The organism is Streptomyces synnematoformans (assembly GCF_039531005.1).
GTDB classification, from domain to species: Bacteria; Actinomycetota; Actinomycetes; order Streptomycetales; family Streptomycetaceae; genus Streptomyces; species Streptomyces synnematoformans.
This window is the reverse complement of sequence record NZ_BAAAPF010000047.1, coordinates 1-20,435: the sequence shown is the minus strand read 5'-3', so window position 1 is coordinate 20,435 and position 20,435 is coordinate 1. Positions and strand designations below refer to the sequence as shown.

The window sequence follows — 20,435 nt, the reverse complement described above, 5'->3', positions numbered from 1 at the left end:
GCGCGAGCGTCGTCAGCGGAGGAGGCCGGAGAGATGTTCCTGAACCGCCACAAGAACCAGCTCGTCACGAAGGACGAGGCGATCCCCGGCCGCCCCGAGCCCGCCTTCTCCGTCCCCGAGCGCCACACGGTGCTGGGCAACCCCCTCGCGGGCCCGTACCCGGAGGGACTGGAGGTCGCGGACTTCGCGCTGGGCTGCTTCTGGGGGGCGGAGCGCCGCTTCTGGCAGACGCCGGGTGTGTGGACGACGCTCGTCGGCTACCAGGGCGGGCACACGGCCCACCCGACGTACGAGGAGGTCTGCACGGGCCAGACGGCCCACACGGAGGCCGTCCGCGTGGTGTACGACCCGGCGGTCGTGTCGTACGAGGAACTGCTCAAGCTCTTCTGGGAGTCCCACGACCCCACCCAGGGCTTCCGCCAGGGCAACGACATCGGCACCCAGTACCGCTCGGCGATCTACACCCACACCCCCGCCCAGACCACCGCGGCCACCACCTCCCGCGCCGCGTACCAGCAGGTCCTGAACGCCTCGGGCTACGGCGACATCACCACGGAGATAGCCCCGTCGGCCAACCGCCCCTTCCACCCGGCGGAGGGCTACCACCAGCAGTACCTGTCGGACGCGAAGAACCCGAACGGCTACTGCGGCACCGGCGGGACCGGGGTGGCGTGCCCGGTGGGCATCGCCTCGGCGGAGAGCTGAATCGCTTCTCCCTCACTCGTTCGAGCGGCGGGAACGGACATGCGCCCGGTACGCTGCCGCGAGGGATCAGAATCGCGCCCATGGGAGCACAATGACCACCTCCGCCGCCGGGCAGCCGCTCATCCCCCAGCCGCCGCCGACGGTCACGGCCTTGCGACAGGCCGTCAGCCAGATCGCGCCCGCCGCCCTGCCGGCCTTCGCCCGCGAGCTGGACCAAGCGGCCGACCAGTCGCGGCAGGGCTCCGAGCTGGGGCCGCTGCGGCGGTTCGTCGCGCAGTGGTCCGTGTACGTCTACATCCAGCGTCAGCCCGACCTGGCACGGCAGTTGCGCCACTGGGAGGACGTGGCCGAGTCGAGCGACGCCGGGCAGGTCCGCCAGGCCGCATCCGAGATCGGCAAGATGCTGGACGACGCCCACGCGGCCCTTGGCATCCCGATCCGGTGAGCACAGACTGGCGCTGGGAGTTCGACCCCGATCAGGCCCATGTCGCAGGCGGCATCCCCGAACACGTTGTGGCCGCCCTCGTGGCGCCGCGGGATCCGCTGATCGTCATCGTCCGCATCGTGCCCCCGCTCGACGACCTGTAGCCGAAATCCGGCGTATCAGCCGGTGGCGAGGAGTTCGAGGGTGTCGATGACGCGGTGGGAGAAGCCCCACTCGTTGTCGTACCAGGCGACCACCTTGACGTGGCGGCCGTCGACGCGGGTGAGGGCCGAGTCGAAGACGGCCGAGGCGGGGTTGCCGGTGATGTCGGAGGAGACGAGGGGGTCTTCGGTGTATTCGAGGATGCCGGCGAGGCGGCCTTCGGCGGCGGTGCGGTAGGCGGCGAGGACGTCGTCGCGGGTCACGTCGCGGGTGACGGTGGTGTTGAGTTCGACCAGGGAGCCGACCGGGACCGGGACGCGGATGGAGTCGCCGGACAGCTTGCCGTCCAGGCCGGGGAGCACGAGGCCGATGGCCTTGGCCGCGCCCGTCGTGGTGGGGGCGATGTTGACGGCGGCGGCGCGGGCGCGGCGGGCGTCGCGGTGGGGGCCGTCCTGGAGGTTCTGCTCCTGGGTGTAGGCGTGCACCGTGGTCATGAAGCCGTGCTCGATGCCGGCGAGTTCGTCCAGGACGGCGGCCAGCGGGGCGAGCGCGTTGGTGGTGCAGGAGGCGTTCGAGACGACGGTGTGCGCCTGCGGGTCGTACGCCTCGGTGTTGACGCCGGGCGCGAGGGTCACGTCCGCGCCGGCGGAGGGGGCGCCGACGAGGACCTTGCGCGCGCCCGCGTCGAGGTGCGCGCGGGCGGCGTCGGCGGCGGTGAAGCGGCCGGTGGCTTCGAGCGCGAGGTCCACCCCGAGTTCGGTCCACGGCAGCTTCGCCGGCTCCCGCTCCGCGAGCACCTTGATGCGGCGGCCGTCGACGACGAGCGTGTCGCCGTCGACGGTGACGGGGCGGCCCAGGCGGCCGGCGGTGGTGTCGTAGGACAGGAGCCGCGCGAGGGTGGCGGGGTCGGCGAGGTCGTTGACGGCGACGACGTCGAGGGTGCTGTCACGCTCCAGCAGTGCGCGCAGCACGTTGCGGCCGATGCGGCCGAATCCGTTGATGGCGATGCGGGTCATGGACGTCCTGCCTTCCGGGTTTCAACGGTGTTACTCACCAGCAGGTTCGCCCGTCTCACGGGGCTGTGACAGCGGCGCGCATGCCACACTCCGCAAGGATCTCGCCAGCCGCTCCGGCCGCCTACTCGCCTCTCGCGAAGGTGCGCCGGTACTCGCTCGGCGTCGTGCCCAGGATCCGCTGGAAGTGCAGCCGCAGGTTCGCGCCGGTGCCGAGGCCGACGTGGTCGGCGATCTGCTCGACGCTCTGCTCCGAGCGCTCCAGCAGCTCGCGCGCCACGTCGACACGGGCCCGCATGACCCACTGCATCGGCGTGTAGCCGGTGTCGTCCACGAAGCGCCGCGAGAACGTGCGCGGGGACACCCCCGCGTGCCTGGCCAGCGCCTCCAGGGTGAGCGGCTCGCCGAGCCGGTGCAGCGCCCACTCCCGGGTCGCGGCGAACCGCTCGCCGAGCGGCTCCGGCACGCTGCGCGGCACGTACTGCGCCTGGCCGCCGCTGCGGTACGGGGCCGCCACCAGGCGCCGGGCGGCGTGGTTGGACGCGGCCACGCCGAGGTCGCCGCGCAGGATGTGCAGGCACAGGTCGATGCCGGAGGCGGCGCCGGCGGAGGTCAGCACGCTGCCTTCGTCGACGAAGAGCACGTTCTCGTCGACCCGCACCTCCGGGTGCTTCGCGGCGAGCGCCCGCGTGTAGTGCCAGTGGGTGGTGGCGCGGAGGCCGTCGAGGAGGCCGGTGGCGGCGAGGGCGAAGGCGCCGGTGGAGATGGCGGCGAGGCGGGCGCCGCGGCGGTGGGCGGCGGTCAGCGCGGCGGTGACGGCCGGCGGCGGGTCGTCGCGGTCGGGGAAGCGGTAGCCGGGCACGAAGACGATGTCGGCCCAGGTGAGCGCGGAGAGGCCGTGCGCGACGTGGTACGAGAGGCCGTCGCCGCCGGTCACGAGCCCGGGTGCGGCGCCGCACACGCGCACCTCGTACGGCATGCTCCGGCGGGTGCTGAAGACCTGCGCGGGGATGCCGGCGTCGAGCGGTTTGGCGCCTTCGAGCACGAGGACGGCGACGCGGCGGAGGCGGGAGGCTGGCACGGGTCCACGGTACGCAGAATCGGGACCCGGGTGGGCGGGACGGCGCCGGCGGTGGGCGGGGCGCGGCGGGGGTAGGAACCGGGCATGCGCCCCGTGGACTACGACGACCGCCTGCACCGCGGCTACGCCGCGGGCCGCGCGCTCACCGGCGCCCAACGCGCCGCCTGGGCCCGCGCCTTCGCCGCCCGCCTCCTCGCCGTCCGCCCGCTGCGCGGGCTGGACCTCGGCTCCGGCACCGGACGGTTCGCGCCGCTGCTCGCCGCGGAGTTCGGCGGCCCGGTCACCGGCGTCGAGCCGTCGCGGCGGATGCGCGAGCAGGCGGTCGCGCACGCGGCGCATCCGCGGGTCGCGTACGTCCCCGGGCGGGCGGAGGCGCTGCCGCTGCCGGACGGGGCGGTCGACTTCGGCCTGAGCTTCCTCGTCTGGCACCACGTACGGGACAAGCCCGCCGGCGCCCGCGAGTTGCACCGGGTGCTCCGCCCCGGCGGCACCCTGCTGCTGCGCACCGAACTCACCGACCGGCTGCCCGCCCTGTGGTACATCGACGCCTTCCCGCGGGGCCGGGAGATCCTCGGTGCGCTCTACGAGCCGCTGTCGGCGGTGCGCGCCACGTTCGAGGCGGCGGGGTGGGAGCTGGCGTCGGTGGCGGAGGTCGAGCTGCCCGCCCCGGGCACGTGGGCGGAGGCGCTGGCCCGGCTGCGTACGCGCGCGTTCTCCGTCTTCGAGCACATGCGGGAGGCCGACGTCGACGCCGGCTTCGCCGAGTTGGAGCGCCGGGTCGCCGCGGCGCCGCGGGCGCCCGCGCCGGTGGCTCCCGGGACGCTGCTCACCCTCCGGCGCGCGTGACCGCGACGCGGCCGCGCCGGTTCCGGCGGGCGTCCCTCACCAGACGCCCACCTCGCTGTTCGGGCGGATCTGCGCCACCACCGGCACGGCCTCGCCGACCGCCTCGACCGCCTCCGGGGTCCACGGCCCGTCCGCGGCGAACACCACGTGCTCGATCCCGTACTCCGCGAACGACTCGCACCGCTCCGCCACCGACTCCGCCGGCTCGGTCAGCTCCATCCGGGCGGTGACCGTCTTCTCCACCTCCCAGTACGGCCGCCCGGCCGCCGCGCAGTGGTCCGCGAGCACGTCCAGCTCGCGGCGGAGCGTCAGGCCGCCGTCGGGTACGTCGAAGAAGTTGCACGCGTCCGCGTACTGCGCCGCCAGCCGCAGCATCGGCCCGTCGCCCACGCCGCCGACGAGCACCGCCGGGCGGGGCCGCTGCACCGGCTGCGGGCTGCACACGGGGTAGTCCAGCGTGAAGTGCCGCCCGTCGAACGAGCCGGTGTCCCCCGCCCACATCTGCTGCGCCAGCCGCAGCGTCTCCTCCAGCCGCTCGACGCGCTCGACGGCGGGCGGCAGGGACAGCCCCATGGCGTACGCCTCGTCCTCGCGGTAGGCGGCGCCGAAGCCGAGCCAGGCGCGGCCGCCGGAGAGCACGTCGAGGGTGGTGACGGCCTTGACGAGCAGGGCGGGCGGGCGGTAGGTGACGCCGGTGACCATGGTGCCGATGCGGACGTGCTCGGTGCGCGCGGCCAGGTAGCCGAGGGTGGTGTACGCCTCCAGCACCGGCTCGTCCGGGGTGCACGTGGGGTCGGCCTGCATCAGGTGGTCACCGACCCAGACGGTGTCCACGCCCGCCGTGTCCGCCGCGCCGACGACGGCGGCCAGCGCGGGCGCGACGGCGGTGGGGCCGCCGGGCCAGGAGAAGTCGGTGACGTTGATGCTGATGCGCATGGTGGGCGGCCTCCTCGTCGCTTCACCACACAGCCTGCCTGGAAACGCGCCCGCGGGTCGTCCGTCCAGAGGAGTCAACTTTCTTACTCCCGGGGGAGTAACGGCCGCCAGGCGTGCCTTCCGGGGGCGTCAGCGGCCCCGCCGCAGGCGGCGGCCGGGGCGGTACGCGCCGGGGGGCGGCGGCGACTGCGTACCGTGGTCTCATGAGCACCGCCAAGTTGACGCCCGCCCGGCGCCGGGCCGTGGCGGAGGCCGACGCCGCGACCGGGCTGGTGCGCGCGAGCGAGCGCGTGCTGGAAGGGCTCGTGGACGGCGGTTTCGCGGTACGGCACCCGCGCCCGCCGCACCGGCACTACCTCACCCCCGCCGGGCGCGAGCTGCGCGACCGGCTGCTGGCGGCCGAGGCGCCCGCCGCCGAAACGACCGCGGCCGGGGGCGCCGGGGACGCGGCCGGCAGCGGTACGGGGCCCGCGGAGGCGGGGGTGTTCGCGGCCCGTACCGGCGGCGAGCCCGCGCCGCCCGACCCCGCCGCGCGCGCACGCGAGGTGCGCAGCGCCTGGGAGGGCCTCGCGGAGCTGCGCCGGGTCACCAACCCCGACGGCGCCACGGACGTGCCGTGCGCCTGGGAGCGTACGCACCTGGCGCCCGCCGCCGGACTGGCGCTGGAGGCCGCCGGCGCGCCGCCGGCCCCCCCCGGGACCGCCGGCTACGTCGTCACCGCGGCCGAGCACCAGCCGGAGGCGGTACGGGTCGACTGGCGGCCCGGGCCGGCGCTGATGGAGCTGGTTCGCGGCGCGGGGGCGCTGGAGGCCGCGGGCTGGCAGGTCTCCGAACACCCGGAGCGCGACGGCGGAATGTACCTGCTGGCCTCGCCGCGCCGCCGCTGACGGGCCTTCCGTTCCGTACGGCGGGTCGATGCGACCGGCGTGGAGAGACGCGTACGGGCCTGTCCGCACCCGTACGCGCCCCTCCCCCCGACTCCCCGTGCCCCCGTCGCTCCCCTGGCCCGCCGTCCCAGGCCCGCTACCGCCGCCTCCCGCTACGCCGCCTCCCGCTCCGTGACCTTCAGCCGGCCCTTCCTGATCACCGCAAGCCGCGGTGCCCGCTTGGCGATCGAGCTGTCGTGCGTCACCAGCACGTAGGTCAGCCCCAGCTCCTTCCACAGCCCTTCCAGCAGCCCCACGATGTCGTCCCGGGTGTCCTCGTCGAGGTTGCCGGTGGGTTCGTCGGCGAGCAGCACCTTCGGCTGCTTGACCAACGCCCGCGCGATGGCCACCCGCTGCTGCTGGCCGCCGGACAGCTCGCCGGGCAGGTGCGTGAGCCGCTCGGCGAGGCCGACCGACTCCAGGGCCTCGGCGGCGCGCCGGGCGCGCTCCGTCGCCTTCACGCCGAGCGGCGCGAGCGCGGTCTCGACGTTCTCCTGGGCGCTGAGGGTGGGGATGAGGTTGAAGCTCTGGAAGACGAAGCCGATGGTCGCGGCCCGCACCCGGGTCAGCGCGGCCTCGCTCAGGCCGCCGAGGTCGGTGCCGTCGAGGCCGACCGTGCCGGAGGTCGCCCGGTCGAGGCCGCCGAGCAGTTGCAGCAGCGTCGACTTGCCGCCGCCGGTGGGGCCGCGGACGACGAGCTGGTCGCCGTCGGCGATGGTGAGGTCGACGCCGGCGAGGGCGTCGATGGCCTCCTTGCCGCGCTGGTAGCGCTTGGTGACGCCGGTCAGCTGGTACATCGTGGTCAACTCCTGGGTGCCGCGAGGGTGAGGTGGTCGGAGGGAGAAGCGGGGGGCGAGGGCCGGGGCCGGGAGTCCCGGGGTCCCGGGGCCCCGGGGTGGCCGAGGGGCGTTACTCGACGCGCCGCAGCGCGTCCGCCGGTCGCAGCCGCGCCGCCCGCCAGCCGCCGAAGCAGCCGGCGATCAGCCCGCCCGCGGCCGCCAGCGCGACGGCCAGCGCGATCACGGACAGCGTGACGGGCGCCTGCAGCGCGACCTCCACGCTGGTGGTGGCCTCGTCCAGCATCTTCTGCGGCCCCCGCAGCACGGCGCCTTCGGGCGCGTCGGAGGCGGGGCCCACCGAGGCGTCGAGCGTCGGGGCGACGGCGGTGACGACGTACGCCCCGGCGATCCCGAGCGCGATGCCGAGCACGCCGCCGAGGATCCCGTTGACGAACGCCTCGCCCATCACCTGCCGGACGACGCGCCCGCTGCGCCAGCCGAGCGCCTTCAGCGTGCCGAACTCCCGCACCCGCCGGCCGACGGCGGACATCGTGAGCAGCCCGGCGAGCAGGAAGGCGGCGACCAGCACGACGACGGAGAGCCACCTGCCGATGTTGGTGGCGAGGTTGGAGGCGGTGGAGAGGTTGCCGGAGACCTGCTCGGCGAGGTCGGAGGCGGAGGTGACGCTGGCGCCGGCCACGTTCTCGTCGATGGCGTCCTTGACCGCGGGGATGTCCTCGGAGCTGTCGGCCTTGACGTAGATGGTGGAGACCTTGTCCTCCAGGTCGGCGTCGGACAGCTGCTGGGCGCGCTGCAGCGGGATGTAGACGTTGGCGGTGGCGGCCCCGGTGTCGGCGGTGGCGATGCCGACGACCTCGAACTTCTTGCCCTTGATGGTGATCTTGTCGCCGGTCTTCAGCCCCTCGTCCTTGGCGTAGGCGCTGTCGACGACGGCCTTGAGGGCGTCGGTGTCGTTCTTGCCGAAGGTCGCGCCGTCGCTGATCCTCGACGAGGACAGCGGGCCGACGTCCTGCCGGGTGACGTCGACGCCGGTGACGGTGAAGGAGTCGACGTCGATGTCGGCGCCGCCGCCCTCGATCCGCGGGCCGCCCTCGCCGCCGCCGGGGCCGCCCTGGCCGGGGGCGGCCTGCCCGCCGGCGCCGCCCTCGATCCTGCCCTGCCGGAAGTCGCCCTTGAACTCGATGTCGTTGAGCGCCAGCGCGCCCACGGCGGTGTCGACGCCGTCCTGCGCGGCGACGTCGTCGACGGCCGAGGCGTCGAGGTGCTGGAAGCCGCCGAGCGGCATGAGCCGGTCGTCGGTCTCGGTGGAGTCCTCGCCGTCCTCGCCCGGTCCGATGCGGAAGGTCTGCGGGCCGCCGTCGCTCTCGTCGGCCTCCTTGCTGACGGTGAGGTCGGTGCCCACGCCGTAGAGGGAGTGCAGGACTTCGTCCTGGGCGTCGCGCATGCCGGCGGCCACGGACGAGACGGTGATGACGAGGCCGATGCCGAGGGCGAGCCCCAGGGCGACGACGAGAGCGGCCTTTCTGCGCCGGCGCAACTCGCGCCGCAGATAGGTGAGGAACATGCGGCGAAGTTATGGCGCCAGGTTGGGGAAAGGCTGAGGCGACGGTGAGAGCGCCATGAGAAAGGGCCGGGACCGGCCGTACGTACGCCGTACGGTCCATGTCCCGGCCCTTCAGGTGCGCCGGTGCCGCGGTGCGCCGGTGCGCGGCGCGCGCCGGGTCAGAGCGCGCTGCCCGCCTGCCAGGCGGCCCAGTCCATGTTCCAGCCGTTGAGGCCGTTGTCCGGGGCGATGGTCTCGTCGGGCGAGTTCTTGACGATCACGACGTCGCCGAGGAGCGACTGATCGTAGAACCAGGCGCCGTCGGTGCCCGGGTCGTCCGCGCCCTGCTTGTCGAACAGGCCGACGCAGCCGTGGCTGGTGTTGGCGCTGCCGAAGACGCCCTGGCCGCCCCAGTAGTTGCCGTGGATGAACGTGCCGGAGGTGGAGAGCCGCATGGCGTGCGGCACGTCCGGGATGTCGTACTCGCTCTCGCCGTTCTCGTCGACGAAGTCGACCGTCGAGCCGTCCATCCGGGTCTCCTTGTGCTTCTCGGAGATCACCATCGTGCCATTGTACGTCGGCGTGTCCGGCGCCCCCGCGGAGATCGGGACGGTCTTGATCATCTTGCCGTTACGCTCGACGATCATCGTCTTGGCCTTGACGTCAACCGTGCTGACCTGCGAGCGGCCCACGGTGAAGCTCATCTCGCGGTCCTGCACGCCGTAGACGCCGGGCGACGCCTCGACGCCGTCGAGGTTCATGTCCATCGTGACGGTGGAGCCCGCCTGCCAGTAGTCCTCGGGGCGGAAGTCGAGCCGGGTGTCGTTGAACCAGTGGCCGACGACGTCCTGGCCGCTGCTGGTCTCGACGTCGATCTTCGACTCGACGGCCGCCTTGTCCTCGACCGGCTTGTCGAAGTTGAGCGAGACCGGCATGCCGACGCCGACGGTGCTGCCGTCCTCCGGGGTGAAGTAGCCGATGACGCTGTTCTCGGCGGAGACGGTGGTGAAGTGGGTGTTCGACGTGGACACCTGCCCGTCGGCGTCCTTGGCCTTGGCCGTGATCCGGTACTCCGTGCCGCGCTCCAGCGCCACGTCCGGCGTCCAGGACCTGCCGTCGTCGGCGATGGTCCCGGCGGTCTCCGCCGAGCCGCCGACCGCGGTCAGGGTGACCTCGGTGAGCTTCCCGCTCTTGACCGTGACCTTCGTGTCGGAGTTGATCCCGACGTTCTCGGCACCGTCCTTTGGCGCTATGGATATTCGGGCGTCCGGCACGTCCTTCTCCCGGTCGGCCGCCTTCTCGGCGGCCTGGTCCTTCCGGTCCCCGGAGTCGTCCGCCTTGCTGTCGCCGCTGCACGCGGTCAGCCCCAGCACCGCGCTCATCGCCAGCGCGGACAGCGCAACCCCGCGCCGCCCCTTGCCGTACACCCTCACGTCGTTGCTCCCCTTCACCGCGAAGGGCACGATTGCCCTACCTCACGGAGTTAGACGCCCGCTCCCCAGTAGTCCGTTCCGTCCTGCTACCCACTGTGGCACACGCCACCCACACCCCTGACCAGCGGTCGGGCGCCCCGCCCCGCTCCGGGCCACGGCGAGAACAATCGGCGCAGGTCAGCGCCGTTTCGATCAGATCGCGACAGATCACAACAGAGGCCCTGTGACGGATTCCACCGCCGCGACCAGCCGGCCGGAGCGCACGAAGCCCTCCGCGGCGGCCAGGTCGGGCGACAGGAACCGGTCGTCCCCCGGCCCGGCCACCCCCGCGTCGCGCACGGCGCGCAGCACGGCGCGGGTGGCGGGCGCGGGCGTGAGCCCGGCGCGCAGTTCGACGGCGCGGGTGGCGGCGTACATCTCGACGGCCAGCACCTTCGTCAGGTGGTCGACGGCGGTGCGCAGCTTGCGCGCGGCGGACCAGCCCATCGAGACGTGGTCCTCCTGCATCGCCGACGACGGGATGGAGTCGGCCGACGCCGGCACGGCCAGCCGCTTCAGCTCGCCGACGAGCGCGGCCTGGGTGTACTGGGCGATCATCAGGCCCGAGTCCACGCCGGGGTCGGCGGCCAGGAAGGCGGGCAGGCCGTGGCTGCGGTTCTTGTCCAGCAGCCGGTCGGTGCGGCGCTCGGCGATGGAGCCGAGGTCGGCGGCGGCGACGGCGAGGAAGTCCAGGACGTACGCGACGGGGGCGCCGTGGAAGTTGCCGTTGGACTCGATGCGCGAGTCGGGCAGGACGACGGGGTTGTCGACGGCGGCGGCCAGTTCGCGTTCGGCGACGGTGCGGGCGTGCGCGAGGGTGTCCCGGCCGGCGCCGGCGACCTGCGGCGCGCAGCGTACGGAGTACGCGTCCTGCACCCGGGGCGCGGCGGGCACGCCGTCGTGGCCGGTCTGGTGGTGGCCGGTCAGCTCGGAGCCGTCGAGCACCTTGAGCATGTTGGCGGCGCTGGCGGCCTGTCCGGGGTGCGGGCGGACGGCGTGCAGTTCGGGCGCGAGCACCCGGTCGGTGCCGAGCAGGGCCTCCAGCGTCAGCGCGGCGGTGACGTCGGCGGCGGTGAGCAGCGCGGCGAGGTCGGCGCAGGCCATGAGCAGCATGCCGAGCATCCCGTCGGTGCCGTTGAGCAGCGCCAGGCCCTCCTTCTCGCGCAGCGTGACGGGCGCGAGGCCGTGCGCGGCGAGCAGTTCTGCGGCCGGGTGCACGGCGCCGTCGGGGCCCTCGGCGTCGCCCTCGCCCATGAGCGCCAGCGCGCAGTGCGAGAGCGGGGCGAGGTCGCCGGAGCAGCCGAGGGAGCCGTACTCGTGCACGACGGGCGTGATGCCGGCGTTGAGCATCCCGGCCATGGCCCGGGCCACCTCGGGCCGGACGCCGGTGTGGCCGGAGGCCAGCGTCTTCAGCCGCAGGAACATCAGCGCGCGCACGACCTCCCGCTCCACCCGCGGGCCCATGCCGGCCGCGTGCGAGCGGACGATGTTGCGCTGGAGCTGTACGCGCAGCCCGGGGCTGATGTGCCGGACGGCGAGGGCGCCGAAGCCGGTGGAGACGCCGTACACGGGCTCGGGCTTGGCCGCGAGGTCGTCGACGACGCGGCGGGCGGCGGCGAGCGCGTCGAGGGCCCGAGCGGACAGCTCGACGGGGGCGCCGCGGCGGGCGACGGCGAGGACGTCGTCCGCGGTGGTGCCGGCGGTCCCGAGGACGACGGGGGCGGGACGGGAGTGCATATTCATATTCAGGAACCTTACGAAGTGAATCCGGAGCTGTCACGAGCGCTGCGCGGACCCGGCGACGGGCCCGTCGACGGACCCGGCGACGGACCCGGCGACGGACCGGACGACCGACGGGGCGGCGGACCGCGCGACGGACCCCGCGCACGGCGGCCGTCCGCGCGGAAGACGCACGTGGCCGGCCCTGGCGCGACGCCGCTCCACGCACTACGTTAGCGACCGTTAACACCTCGATCCGCCGGAGGCCGATACGCATGGGCGAGGGCATCGCCGTCCGCACGCACGAGCACGTCGCCGAGCTGGTCCTCGACCGGCCGGAGGCGATGAACGCCGTCTCCACCGAGCTGGCCCGCACGCTCACCGAGACCACCGCGCGCCTGGCCGCGGACGCCTCCGTACGGGCCGTGGTCCTCACCTCCAGCCACGAGCGGGCCTTCTGCGTCGGCGCGGACCTCAAGGAGCGCAACGACTTCACAGACGCCGACATGCACCGCCACCGGCCCACGTCCCGCGCCGCGTACACGGGGGTGCTGGAGCTGCCGATGCCGGTCGTCGCGGCGGTGCACGGCTTCGCGCTCGGCGGGGGGTACGAGCTGGCGCTGTCCTGCGACGTCATCGTCGCCGACGAGACGGCGGTCGTCGGGCTGCCAGAGGTGTCGGTCGGCGTCGTGCCCGGGGGCGGCGGGACGCAGCTGCTGCCGCGCCGGGTCGGCTCCGCCCGCGCGGCGGAGCTGATCTTCACCGCGCGCCGGGTGGAGGCCGCCGAGGCGCACGCGCTGGGCATGGTCGACCGGCTGGTGCCGGCGGGCGAGGCGCGGACGGCGGCGCTGGAGCTGGCGCGGCGGATCGCGGGCAACTCGCCGGTGGGCGTACGGGCCGCCAAGCGGGCGCTGCGGCTGGGCTTCGGGCGGGAGCTGCGGGCGGGGCTGGAGATCGAGGACGCGGCGTGGCACCGTACGGCGCTGTCCGCCGACCGCAAGGAGGGCGTGGCGGCGTTCAACGAGAAGCGCAGGCCCGAGTGGCCCGGAGCGTAGAAGGGCGCAACGGGCACAACGGGTCGCAACAGGGCACAAACGAGCGCCTTACCCAGAGTGGCCAATCCATCTAAATCACTTAAAACGTGATCGATTGCCTACTCTGGATCCGTGACGGGCAACGACCGGCCCCCGGACGAAGCGCTGCGCGCCGTGGTCGAGCTGGCCCTGGCGCTGGCGGACGCGGCCACGCTCCGCGACACCGTGCGCGTCGCGGCGGCGGGCGCCCGGCAGGCGCTGAACGGGTCCTTCGCGGCGGTGTCCGTCCTGGAGCCCGAGCGCGGGCGGCTGCGGGTGCTCGTGAACGACGGCGAGCGGGCGCCCGGCGAGGAGGAGTTCCCGCCGGACGAGTCGTACCCGCTGCCCGACTTCCCCGGCCCGGCGGCCGCCGGCGCCCCCTGGACGGCGACCGCGGACTCCCCCGGCCCGCACGGCGAGGCGCTGCGTCGCCGGGGGCGGGGCGGCTGCCTGGTGGTGCCGCTCCTCGTCCACGGGCGGGCGTGGGGCGAGCTGTACGTCGCCCGCCCGCGCGGCGCGGCGGCCTTCACGCCGTACGACACGGCCTTCGCGGCGGCGGTGGGCGCGGTGGTCGCGGCGGGGATCACGCAGACGGAGCGGCTGGCGGAGGCGCGCCGCCTGGCGTACACGGACCCGCTGACGGGGCTGGCCAACCGCCGGGCGCTGGACCTGCGGCTGGCGGAGGCGGTGGAGCGGCACCGGGCGGAGGGCACGGTGGTCAGCCTGGTCGTCTGCGACGTCAACGGCCTCAAGGAGGTCAACGACGCGTACGGCCACGCGGGCGGCGACCGCCTGCTGGAACGATTCGGCGCACTGCTGTCACGGCACGGGGCCGCGCTGCCGGACACGTTGGCCGCCCGGCTGGGCGGCGACGAGTTCTGCCTGCTGTCGGTGGGCCCGCCCGCGGACGACGTGGTACGGACGGCGACGGAGCTGTGCGCGCAGGCGGCGGCCCTGGAGCCCGGCCGGGGCGGCGCCTGCGCGACGGCGTCGACGGCCGACCCGATCGGCCCGGTGCCGACGGGCCGCCGGCTGCTGCGGCTGGCGGACGCGGCGCAGTACGCGGCGAAGGCGGCGGGCGCGGCGGGCCCGGTGGTGGCGGGCCGCGACCGCGAGGTCACCCGCCTGGCGGACCACCCCCCGCGCGGCAACGCCCGCAGGGCGTTCCGCGGCCGTCAGCCGGGCGGCGGGGGGTAGGGGCACCCCGTCTCCGTCAGAACGCGAGGTCGTCCCAAGAGATGTCGAGGCTGAAGGGCTCGGGGAAGACGATCCCCAGACCTGCCGGCTCCCACTTCCCCACGGCGATGTAGTAGGCCGGGTGCAGCGGCTTCACGGCAAGCCCGCTGTCCGGCACCGTCACGAGTTCGTACGCCCGTACCGCGGTGATGTCCCAGGTCTCGTGCGAGTCGAGTTCGACCTCCCAGTACCAGGGGATGCCGCCGTCGGCGTACCGGCTCGTCTTCCAGTCTCTGCGCTTGGGGGTGTCCGAGCCGGACAGGACCTCACCCGCCAGTACGACGTCGCTCGCGTACGTGTCGGCGCCGCGGGGCAGGCAGCGGCGGATGAGGAAGTCCGGGGTGAGGAAGCTGGACTTGTCGGGGGTGAAGAACACGTTGGTCTCCACCTCGACCTGCCAGCAGCGCTGCTCGCCGTCAGGCCCGTCACCGCGCATGGCCTGCCGGGCGCCGACTTCAAGGGCATTGCACATCCGCCGGGCAAAGCGCTGGTGCTCCACGGGGCCGCGCCGATTCCAGATCACCCTCCGGTCCCACAGCTCGATCTCGGCCGCGATGTCGTCGGGGAGTCTCTGAAGCTCGTCCCAGCTCAGGAACTCGGGCAGCCCGTCACCCGGCGCGTTGAGCGGATCTGCTGACATGCCGCCTCCTGTGCTGAACACCTACGGCCGCAGATTACTGGAAGAACCGGTGTCAGTCGTACCTCTGGCCAACGGCCTACGCGAGCGATCGGCGGGAGGTCAGACGGTCCGGATGACGGGGGCGGGCTTGACGTCCTGGGCGTCGGTGAGGGTGCGGATGTCGTCCGGGTCGGAGGTCCAGATGACGGCACCGAGGGTGGCGGCCATCACGACGACGGTGGCGTCGACGACGTCGGCGGTGCCCGCCCTGCCGCAGAGGATGCCCGCGGCCTTCGCGGTCTCCACGCCTACGGGTGTGACCGCGCATCCGGCGAGGAACTCACCGAGCCGGACCTGGCGCCGGGAGTCCCGCCACGCCTGGCTCACGACGACAGCGGGAACGTGAATGTCCCGACCGTCCTCCAGGGCCAGGTGGTGGCGGGTCCACATGCGGCGCTCACCGTTGTCGATGGCGATCAGCGCACCGGCGGCGTACAGGTAGGGGATGTTCACGCGGCCGATCCCCTCTGGGCGCCGAGGTACTCGGCGTCGGCCTCGGCCATCTCGGCGCGGGCGGCGGCAAGTTCTTCCGGGGTGAAACCTCCGTGTTCCGCCTGCCACTCCTGGACCACGGCCCGTCCTGCGCGCAGCCGCAGCTCCCGCTCGGCCGCTCCGGCAACGAGTCGGGACAACGGGATGCCCTCTTCCTCGGCGGCCGCAGCCAGGGCCGCGACCAGGGATTCGTCGAGAGTGATCGTCACCTTCTTGCTAGCCATACCAACACCATACTGCCATATGGCATGCTCCGGGGCCGGACTCCACGGGAGAGGGCGCGGGCTCACCGTGCCGCTGCCGGGTGCCTGATCGAGAAGGACGCCCAGACCACCTTCCCGGGGCCGGAGCGGTCGGACACCCCCCAGTCGTCGGCGAGGGCCGCGACGACCAGCAGGCCGCGGCCGTGCTCGTCGGTGTCGGCGGGGGTACGCGCGCACGGGGCGTTCTCACCGGCGTCGTGGACCTCCAGCCGCACCGCGTCCCCGCGGGTGAGGACGCGTACGAGGAAGTCCCGGCCGGCCGGTCCGTGCCGGACGGCGTTCGCGGCGAGTTCGGAGGCGCAGAGGCGGACGTCGGCGGCGCGTCCGGCGCCGGGCGTGCCGGTGAGCACGCTCGCGGCGAAGTCGCGGGCCCGGGCCACCGAGGCCGCCCCGCGGGCGAACTGACGCTGCCGCGCGAGGGGCGGCGCGCCTGCCCCGGCCGGGACGGCCGGGGCGGAGCCCGTCGCGCCGGGCGCGGTCACCGCGTCACCGCCGCGGCCCTGCCGGCGCGGCGGGCGGCGGCCAGCGCGCGGGCGGTGTCGATGTTGCAACGGCCCAGCTCGATCAACTGCACCTCACCCGGGCCGGCATAGGCCGCGAGGTCCAGCCACAGGGACGGCAGGGTCACCCCGACCTCCGCGAGCGCGTCGCGCAGTTCGTTCAGCGCCCTCTCGGCGTCACCGGTCTGCTGGACTGCCGTCCGCTTGTCGGACATGATGACTCCTCTCTGTAGCGAGTCCGCTACCAAGAGAGTTCAGCGTGCCCTGGCGTTGAAAACCGCTCAACCGCGTCAGAAATGAACGAAAGGCCGGTGAAGGCCCGTGAACCGCAAGGAGCTGAACCCCGACAGCTCACCTCAGGCGGCCTACGGGGCACGTCTGCGCAGGCTGCGTGACAGGCGCCGCTGGACCCAGGACGACCTCGGTGAGCACATGGGGTACTCCAGCGTGCACGTCTCGGCGGTCGAAGTGGGGCGGAAGTCTCCAACTCTCCGCTTCTCGCGTAGCGCTGACGAGGTCTTCGGCCTGCAAGGCACGACGGACTCCTTCGAGCGTGCGTACCACGAGATCAAGCACGGCAGTCTGCTGGAGGGCTTCCCGGAGTTCGTCGGCTATGAGCGGCACGCCGCCGAGATCCGGCTGTACGAGGTCGGGGTCATCCCCGGGCTGCTCCAGACCCCGGAGTACGCGACGATCCTGGCGGACAGCTTCGTCAGGCGGGGGGCGATCAGCCCCGAGCAGGCGCACGAGCGCGTGACCCTGGTGGCCAAGCGGCAGGAGTCGCTCGTCCGGACACATCCGCCGCTGGTCGTCACCGTGCTGGACGAGAGCTGCCTGCGCCGCCCGATCGGCGAACCCGCGGTCTGGGACGCCCAGTTGGCCCGGCTGGTGGAGTTCGCGGAGCTGCCGAACACCATGCTCCAGGTCGCCCCGTTCAGCATGGGGGCGCGCCGCCCGTTCGACCTGCCGGTCACCATCCTGACCATGCCGGACCGCGGGCTGGTGTCGTACGCCGAGTCCGCCCAGCAGGGCCATCTCGAACGCGACAACTCCTGCGTCGTGCCGCTGCTGACGGCATACCATCAGTTGCAGGCCGAAGCGCCTTCCCAGGCAGACTCCGCGGCCATGATCAATCAGTTCCGAAAGGCGTCCCGTGACGACTGAATCCCCGTCCCCCCGTTGGCACAAGTCCTCCTACAGCAACAACGGCGGCCAGTGCGTCGAGGTCGCCGCCAACCTCGCCGCCTCCCGCGGCGTGGTCCCCGTCCGCGACTCCAAGGACCCGAGCGGCCCGATCCTGGACTTCACCACCGACGCGTTCGCGTCCTTCGTGGCGGGCGTGAAGGCCGGAGAGTTCCCCACCACCTGACCGCCCGACACCCCCGGCCGACCGGCCCCCGCCCCACGGCGGGGGCCCCGGGGCCGTCACCCGGGCGGCTCCGGCGAGCCCGGCGAGTCCGGCATGGGGCTCGGTGAGCCGGTGAAAGTCTGCCAGCGGCCGTCCTCGCACCGGTGTGTGGGCGTGTTGACCTCCCCGTAGAAGTACCCACCGCCCGGGTCAGTGACGCAGGGATCGCCGACCTGGGGCGACTGGAAGATCAACTCGACCCAGTGCCGGTCTTGGCAGCGGAAGAGTTCGCCGTCTTTGCCGATTCCTGTGGCGCCTTCCTCGCGGCACTTGGTGCCCCTGGTGATGTCCATCCGATCAGGGCTCACAAACTCCGCGCTCGCTGTGAGGCGGCCTTCTGTGCTCGTGGACGTGGGCGCGGGTACAAGGGACGTGTAAGGTTCCGGCGCAGCCTGTTTCTCGCCCTCCGAACTGCCCGTTTGCGTACCGCACGCCGCCAGGACGGCCACCGCCGCCGCCATCCCCCACCGCATCACGTATGGACGCCTGCCGGCGACTTTGTCCGCCCCGGCGATGCCCCGCTGGATGGCCTGGTGAGAGCCGCGGAGCGGGTCGGGGCATAAGGTCTTGGATGCCATATCTCAACCTAACGTGACAACTGCTGGCTTCGATGGTCAGGCATGGTCCTGAGAGGGATGAGGGGTCGTGCCGTTTCGTTTCGCTTGAACGCTGTGAGAGTGCGCGGTGTGCGTCGCCGCAGGCCCGACTGCTGGAGGAACGAGAAGCGGCCGCTCCCGAACGCGCCGGAGACATGCGGAAGCGGTTGCTGTGACGCTTGAGGCAGCCATAACCGCGCTGGACCGACGCGCGGGAGGACTCGTCGGAACGCTGGTCAGGCCCGCAGCCGACGCACCCTCATGTCGGCAGCGGGCGAGGACTTCGTGCAGGCCGGGGGTCTGGCGGAGAGGACGTCGATGCCTTCGTGTAGGTAGCGGCAGCCGGTGACCTAGGGCCTGTCGTTCGGCGTCGCCTCCCTCCTCCGCCTTGCGATGCACGGCACAGGACGCCGCTCCCTGATCCAGCAAGATCCAAACGACAGGCCCTAGGAGATTCGGGCGTCGCGGGCCAGGCGGTGGCACACAAGCCGCGCTCACGGAGCCAGCGCAGGGCCAGCACGGCCTGACGGAACGGGCCCGGCGCCCGCGAGCCCTTCGGTGTGCCGATGCCTGGTCGGTGCGCGGCCAGCAGGCGGGACAGGTACTCCACGACATGGCGCGGGACGTCGAGCGTGGCGACATAGGTGCCCCACATGAAGCCTCTGGTAGCTACGGACACGATCTTGTGGTGAGAGGGGCTTTACGCCTGTCCAGAGCCAGGGCTGCCCGACCCGATCCACCCGCACATGCGCCGACGAGCCCGCTTCGCGTAGATCATTTCGCCGAGCAAACCTCACTGGCACACTCTCGCCAACATCGGTACAGATGAGGAGGTTTCGTTGACACACGCGTACGTCGCGTGTTCGACTCTACGTGATCGAACAAGTGCCCAGCGCATGGGCCTGGGGGGTTGTCACGCCTTTCAGCACGCTATGCGGTGAGAGGCTTGCGCGCTGTGAAGCCTGTGACATTCCCCGCCTGAGCCCATGCGGCTGAGCGTACGCATGTCCTTCGAGCGAAAGGCACACATGCGCAACTTCAAGATACGTCAGGGTCTGGTTGCCTTACCAGCAGCCGTCGTGATGTCCGTCGGCTTCGCTGGTTCGGCCAGTGCGCACGCCGTCTACTCCGTGGACTACCCGTGGCACAACTCGGCGGGTGACCACTGCATGATCAATAAGAGCCAGGTGGGCGATGGCGAGAGCGGCGGCGGCGAGTTCAAGGGGTGGTCCGAGAGCGGCTTCAACGAGCTCGTTCCCTACGTTGACTGCGAATATCCTCGCAACAGGCCTGCAGGTCACCTTGCTGATGGGATGCAGATCTGGGTCGTAGACCCGAGTACAAACGAGTGGGTCCTCTGTGCGCGCACGGACCAGACCTACTACAACACGAAAGAAGCGTACTCACTGCAGTTGACCTGGACCGCCCCTGCGGCAGGCATGTGCTTCACTGACGGTTCGTACGGCCTGTACAACCATGCTGCCATCCACTCAGATGGCGACTGGACACCGACGTTCAATAATCCCCTGTGGTCGGGAGTCCATCACAACCTGGGGTGGCCCACCTCCGCTGCTGGCGAGACCGCAGCTCCCACAGAGTCTGCGCTGCGGCCGCCATGGGTGAATGCGGACGGCACAATGGATCCCGAGAAGGTGCCGCACAAGGCGAAGGTCGCGGACCCGAACGGTGGCGTTGTCACCGGTGAGGACGGGAAGCCGGTCGAGGTCAGCACGAAGCTGCCGGCACCTGACAAGGCCCCCGCCAACGGGGGCGGTGGTCAGCGCACTACGAAGGTCACCGAGAACGGCAGCACGGTAGAGGTAGTGGAGGCGGAAATGATCCGCGTCGCTGACACACTGTGAGCACGTAACGGTCGTCTGGCCGCGCCCTGGTCCTGCCAGGGCGCGGTCGCGTCCACTCGCAAGTTGTGTCTAGGCTTACACGTCGGCGGGCTGAGACTGCACCGCTGCCTGCAGGAGGCAGGAGGGGAAGTTGACCGAGCGAAACCGCGAACGCGTCGCAGCCGGCTTTTTGCGCATAGTGTGCGGTGTCTTCGCCATCGCTTCCCTCGCCGTAGCCACGGTGCTGTTGCCCGGTGCAAGAAGCGTGGGACTGGCCCCTCTAGGAGTATTTGCCCTGTGTGGCATAAGTTGGCTGTGGCTGACTCTTCGGAGGTGACCATTGAGCGGCACGCGGTAACCCCGAGCGGTCAGCCGCGTCATCGCACGCGATAAACCCGGCGACAATCGGCGAAGATCCCCTGGATACTGGTCGCCCATGGATGAGGTCAAAGTCGTCGTCGCCCATTCCGAGCGCGCGACTCTGCGCGTCGGCGACGTGTTCCTGAAGGTGGACGCCGATCAGGCGCGCGTCGACGTCGAGGTCGAGGCGATGTCCCTCGCGCCGGTCCCGACCCCGGAGGTCCTATGGCGCAAGGCGCCCGTGCTTGCGATCGCCGCACTCCCGGGGACGGTGCTCGGCCGTCTCGGTGAGCCGTCGACCGGGGCGCCGGCGGCGTGGGCCGCGGCGGGTGCCGCCGTCCGGAAGCTGCACGACGCGCC

At 72.5% G+C, this 20,435-nt stretch carries 23 protein-coding genes and 1 pseudogene; 11 read left to right on the top strand and 13 right to left on the bottom strand.

Going from position 1 to position 20,435, the window contains the following annotated elements; translation table 11 throughout:
- Positions 1-33 precede the first annotated feature (33 nt).
- The 3 genes from msrA (at position 34) to ABD317_RS11005 (ending at position 1,293) form a co-directional block, all read left to right on the top strand.
- Positions 34-705 carry a peptide-methionine (S)-S-oxide reductase MsrA gene (gene msrA, locus ABD317_RS11015; RefSeq protein WP_344289603.1) on the top strand — a complete coding sequence of 224 codons (672 nt, stop codon included), beginning with the start codon at positions 34-36 and terminating at the stop codon, positions 703-705.
- 91 nt (positions 706-796) lie between these two features.
- The gene (locus ABD317_RS11010; RefSeq protein WP_027756778.1) at positions 797-1,150 is read left to right on the top strand and encodes a DUF6247 family protein; all 354 of its coding nucleotides are present in this window, start codon (positions 797-799) and stop codon (positions 1,148-1,150) included.
- Positions 1,147-1,293 (top strand): hypothetical protein, encoded by a 147-nt coding sequence (locus ABD317_RS11005; protein ID WP_344289602.1) that lies wholly within the window; start codon positions 1,147-1,149, stop codon positions 1,291-1,293. Before ABD317_RS11010 ends, ABD317_RS11005 begins: the two co-directional genes overlap by 4 nt.
- Positions 1,294-1,308: 15 nt before the next feature.
- Here the strand turns inward: ABD317_RS11005 and gap are convergent, their stop codons facing one another.
- Together gap and ABD317_RS10995 are read right to left on the bottom strand one after the other, a co-directional pair.
- A complete protein-coding gene (gene gap, locus ABD317_RS11000) occupies positions 1,309-2,307 on the bottom strand; it encodes a type I glyceraldehyde-3-phosphate dehydrogenase (RefSeq protein WP_344289601.1) in 999 nt (332 codons plus the stop codon).
- Between the two features lie 121 nt (positions 2,308-2,428).
- Positions 2,429-3,385: a GlxA family transcriptional regulator gene (locus ABD317_RS10995; RefSeq protein ID WP_344289600.1), complete on the bottom strand. Its 957-nt coding sequence runs from the start codon at positions 3,383-3,385 to the stop codon at positions 2,429-2,431.
- Between the two features lie 84 nt (positions 3,386-3,469).
- Between ABD317_RS10995 and ABD317_RS10990 the strand changes: the two genes are divergently transcribed.
- Positions 3,470-4,231 (top strand): class I SAM-dependent methyltransferase, encoded by a 762-nt coding sequence (locus tag ABD317_RS10990; RefSeq protein WP_344289599.1) that lies wholly within the window; start codon positions 3,470-3,472, stop codon positions 4,229-4,231.
- Between the two features lie 36 nt (positions 4,232-4,267).
- Here ABD317_RS10990 and ABD317_RS10985 read toward each other — a convergent pair whose 3' ends face one another.
- Positions 4,268-5,167: a TIGR03560 family F420-dependent LLM class oxidoreductase gene (locus tag ABD317_RS10985; RefSeq protein ID WP_027756774.1), complete on the bottom strand. Its 900-nt coding sequence runs from the start codon at positions 5,165-5,167 to the stop codon at positions 4,268-4,270.
- Between the two features lie 203 nt (positions 5,168-5,370).
- On the opposite strand from ABD317_RS10985, the gene ABD317_RS10980 reads away from it, so the two are divergent.
- Complete coding sequence (locus ABD317_RS10980) at positions 5,371-6,054, top strand: hypothetical protein (protein WP_344289598.1); 684 nt, start codon at positions 5,371-5,373, stop codon at positions 6,052-6,054.
- 152 nt (positions 6,055-6,206) lie between these two features.
- Here the strand turns inward: ABD317_RS10980 and ABD317_RS10975 are convergent, their stop codons facing one another.
- From ABD317_RS10975 to hutH, 4 genes are all read right to left on the bottom strand, one after another.
- Complete coding sequence (locus tag ABD317_RS10975; RefSeq protein WP_344289597.1) at positions 6,207-6,890, bottom strand: ABC transporter ATP-binding protein; 684 nt, start codon at positions 6,888-6,890, stop codon at positions 6,207-6,209.
- Between the two features lie 112 nt (positions 6,891-7,002).
- Entirely contained in the window at positions 7,003-8,457 is a 1,455-nt protein-coding gene (locus tag ABD317_RS10970; protein WP_344289596.1) for an ABC transporter permease, read from the bottom strand.
- Positions 8,458-8,615: 158 nt separating this feature from the next.
- On the bottom strand, positions 8,616-9,899 hold the full coding sequence (locus ABD317_RS10965; protein WP_344289595.1) for a L,D-transpeptidase: 1,284 nt from the start codon (positions 9,897-9,899) through the stop codon (positions 8,616-8,618).
- Positions 9,900-10,076: 177 nt separating this feature from the next.
- Positions 10,077-11,645 (bottom strand): histidine ammonia-lyase, encoded by a 1,569-nt coding sequence (hutH, locus tag ABD317_RS10960; protein ID WP_344289610.1) that lies wholly within the window; start codon positions 11,643-11,645, stop codon positions 10,077-10,079.
- A gap of 257 nt (positions 11,646-11,902) precedes the next feature.
- On the opposite strand from hutH, the gene ABD317_RS10955 reads away from it, so the two are divergent.
- Together ABD317_RS10955 and ABD317_RS10950 are read left to right on the top strand one after the other, a co-directional pair.
- On the top strand, positions 11,903-12,682 hold the full coding sequence (locus ABD317_RS10955; RefSeq protein ID WP_027756768.1) for an enoyl-CoA hydratase-related protein: 780 nt from the start codon (positions 11,903-11,905) through the stop codon (positions 12,680-12,682).
- A 111-nt stretch (positions 12,683-12,793) separates the two neighbouring features.
- Positions 12,794-13,897 carry a GGDEF domain-containing protein gene (locus tag ABD317_RS10950; RefSeq protein ID WP_344289594.1) on the top strand — a complete coding sequence of 368 codons (1,104 nt, stop codon included), beginning with the start codon at positions 12,794-12,796 and terminating at the stop codon, positions 13,895-13,897.
- 16 nt (positions 13,898-13,913) lie between these two features.
- On the opposite strand, the gene ABD317_RS10945 is transcribed toward ABD317_RS10950, so the two are convergent.
- The 5 genes from ABD317_RS10945 to ABD317_RS10925 all read right to left on the bottom strand — a co-directional run bounded on the left by ABD317_RS10945 (position 13,914) and on the right by ABD317_RS10925 (position 16,085).
- Entirely contained in the window at positions 13,914-14,576 is a 663-nt protein-coding gene (locus ABD317_RS10945; protein ID WP_344289593.1) for a Uma2 family endonuclease, read from the bottom strand.
- Between the two features lie 99 nt (positions 14,577-14,675).
- On the bottom strand, positions 14,676-15,068 hold the full coding sequence (locus ABD317_RS10940; RefSeq protein WP_344289592.1) for a PIN domain-containing protein: 393 nt from the start codon (positions 15,066-15,068) through the stop codon (positions 14,676-14,678).
- A complete protein-coding gene (locus ABD317_RS10935; protein ID WP_027756764.1) occupies positions 15,065-15,331 on the bottom strand; it encodes a hypothetical protein in 267 nt (88 codons plus the stop codon). The genes ABD317_RS10940 and ABD317_RS10935 overlap by 4 nt, the downstream gene beginning before the upstream one ends.
- A gap of 62 nt (positions 15,332-15,393) precedes the next feature.
- Positions 15,394-15,852 (bottom strand): ATP-binding protein, encoded by a 459-nt coding sequence (locus ABD317_RS10930; RefSeq protein WP_344289591.1) that lies wholly within the window; start codon positions 15,850-15,852, stop codon positions 15,394-15,396.
- Positions 15,849-16,085, bottom strand: a complete 237-nt coding sequence (locus ABD317_RS10925; protein WP_344289589.1) for a hypothetical protein — start codon at positions 16,083-16,085, stop codon at positions 15,849-15,851. Before ABD317_RS10925 ends, ABD317_RS10930 begins: the two co-directional genes overlap by 4 nt.
- Positions 16,086-16,191: 106 nt before the next feature.
- On the opposite strand from ABD317_RS10925, the gene ABD317_RS10920 reads away from it, so the two are divergent.
- A complete protein-coding gene (locus ABD317_RS10920; RefSeq protein WP_344289588.1) occupies positions 16,192-17,034 on the top strand; it encodes a DUF5753 domain-containing protein in 843 nt (280 codons plus the stop codon).
- Entirely contained in the window at positions 17,024-17,239 is a 216-nt protein-coding gene (locus tag ABD317_RS10915; protein WP_344289587.1) for a DUF397 domain-containing protein, read from the top strand. The genes ABD317_RS10920 and ABD317_RS10915 overlap by 11 nt, the downstream gene beginning before the upstream one ends.
- Positions 17,240-17,295: 56 nt before the next feature.
- Here ABD317_RS10915 and ABD317_RS10910 read toward each other — a convergent pair whose 3' ends face one another.
- Positions 17,296-17,571 (bottom strand): hypothetical protein, encoded by a 276-nt coding sequence (locus tag ABD317_RS10910; RefSeq protein ID WP_344289586.1) that lies wholly within the window; start codon positions 17,569-17,571, stop codon positions 17,296-17,298.
- 1,331 nt (positions 17,572-18,902) lie between these two features.
- Here ABD317_RS10910 and ABD317_RS10905 point away from each other — a divergent pair.
- Positions 18,903-19,736, top strand: coding sequence for a hypothetical protein (locus tag ABD317_RS10905; protein ID WP_344289585.1), 834 nt, complete (start codon positions 18,903-18,905; stop codon positions 19,734-19,736).
- Positions 19,737-20,151: 415 nt separating this feature from the next.
- Positions 20,152-20,435, top strand: a pseudogene (locus ABD317_RS10900) (aminoglycoside phosphotransferase family protein); the annotation flags it as partial.

What these genes read in the sequence shown, in the direction of transcription:
- hutH (WP_344289610.1), bottom strand. Translation starts at nt 11,645, where the DNA reads ATGCACTCCCGTCCCGCCCCCGTCGTCCTCGGGACCGCCGGCACCACC.
- ABD317_RS10910 (WP_344289586.1), bottom strand. Translation starts at nt 17,571, where the DNA reads ATGGACATCACCAGGGGCACCAAGTGCCGCGAGGAAGGCGCCACAGGA.
- ABD317_RS10975 (WP_344289597.1), bottom strand. Translation starts at nt 6,890, where the DNA reads ATGTACCAGCTGACCGGCGTCACCAAGCGCTACCAGCGCGGCAAGGAG.
- ABD317_RS10980 (WP_344289598.1), top strand. Translation starts at nt 5,371, where the DNA reads ATGAGCACCGCCAAGTTGACGCCCGCCCGGCGCCGGGCCGTGGCGGAG.
- ABD317_RS11010 (WP_027756778.1), top strand. Translation starts at nt 797, where the DNA reads ATGACCACCTCCGCCGCCGGGCAGCCGCTCATCCCCCAGCCGCCGCCG.
- ABD317_RS10905 (WP_344289585.1), top strand. Translation starts at nt 18,903, where the DNA reads ATGCGCAACTTCAAGATACGTCAGGGTCTGGTTGCCTTACCAGCAGCC.
- ABD317_RS10985 (WP_027756774.1), bottom strand. Translation starts at nt 5,167, where the DNA reads ATGCGCATCAGCATCAACGTCACCGACTTCTCCTGGCCCGGCGGCCCC.
- ABD317_RS10970 (WP_344289596.1), bottom strand. Translation starts at nt 8,457, where the DNA reads ATGTTCCTCACCTATCTGCGGCGCGAGTTGCGCCGGCGCAGAAAGGCC.
- ABD317_RS10990 (WP_344289599.1), top strand. Translation starts at nt 3,470, where the DNA reads ATGCGCCCCGTGGACTACGACGACCGCCTGCACCGCGGCTACGCCGCG.
- ABD317_RS10955 (WP_027756768.1), top strand. Translation starts at nt 11,903, where the DNA reads ATGGGCGAGGGCATCGCCGTCCGCACGCACGAGCACGTCGCCGAGCTG.
- ABD317_RS10935 (WP_027756764.1), bottom strand. Translation starts at nt 15,331, where the DNA reads ATGGCTAGCAAGAAGGTGACGATCACTCTCGACGAATCCCTGGTCGCG.
- msrA (WP_344289603.1), top strand. Translation starts at nt 34, where the DNA reads ATGTTCCTGAACCGCCACAAGAACCAGCTCGTCACGAAGGACGAGGCG.
- gap (WP_344289601.1), bottom strand. Translation starts at nt 2,307, where the DNA reads ATGACCCGCATCGCCATCAACGGATTCGGCCGCATCGGCCGCAACGTG.
- ABD317_RS10925 (WP_344289589.1), bottom strand. Translation starts at nt 16,085, where the DNA reads ATGTCCGACAAGCGGACGGCAGTCCAGCAGACCGGTGACGCCGAGAGG.
- ABD317_RS10945 (WP_344289593.1), bottom strand. Translation starts at nt 14,576, where the DNA reads ATGTCAGCAGATCCGCTCAACGCGCCGGGTGACGGGCTGCCCGAGTTC.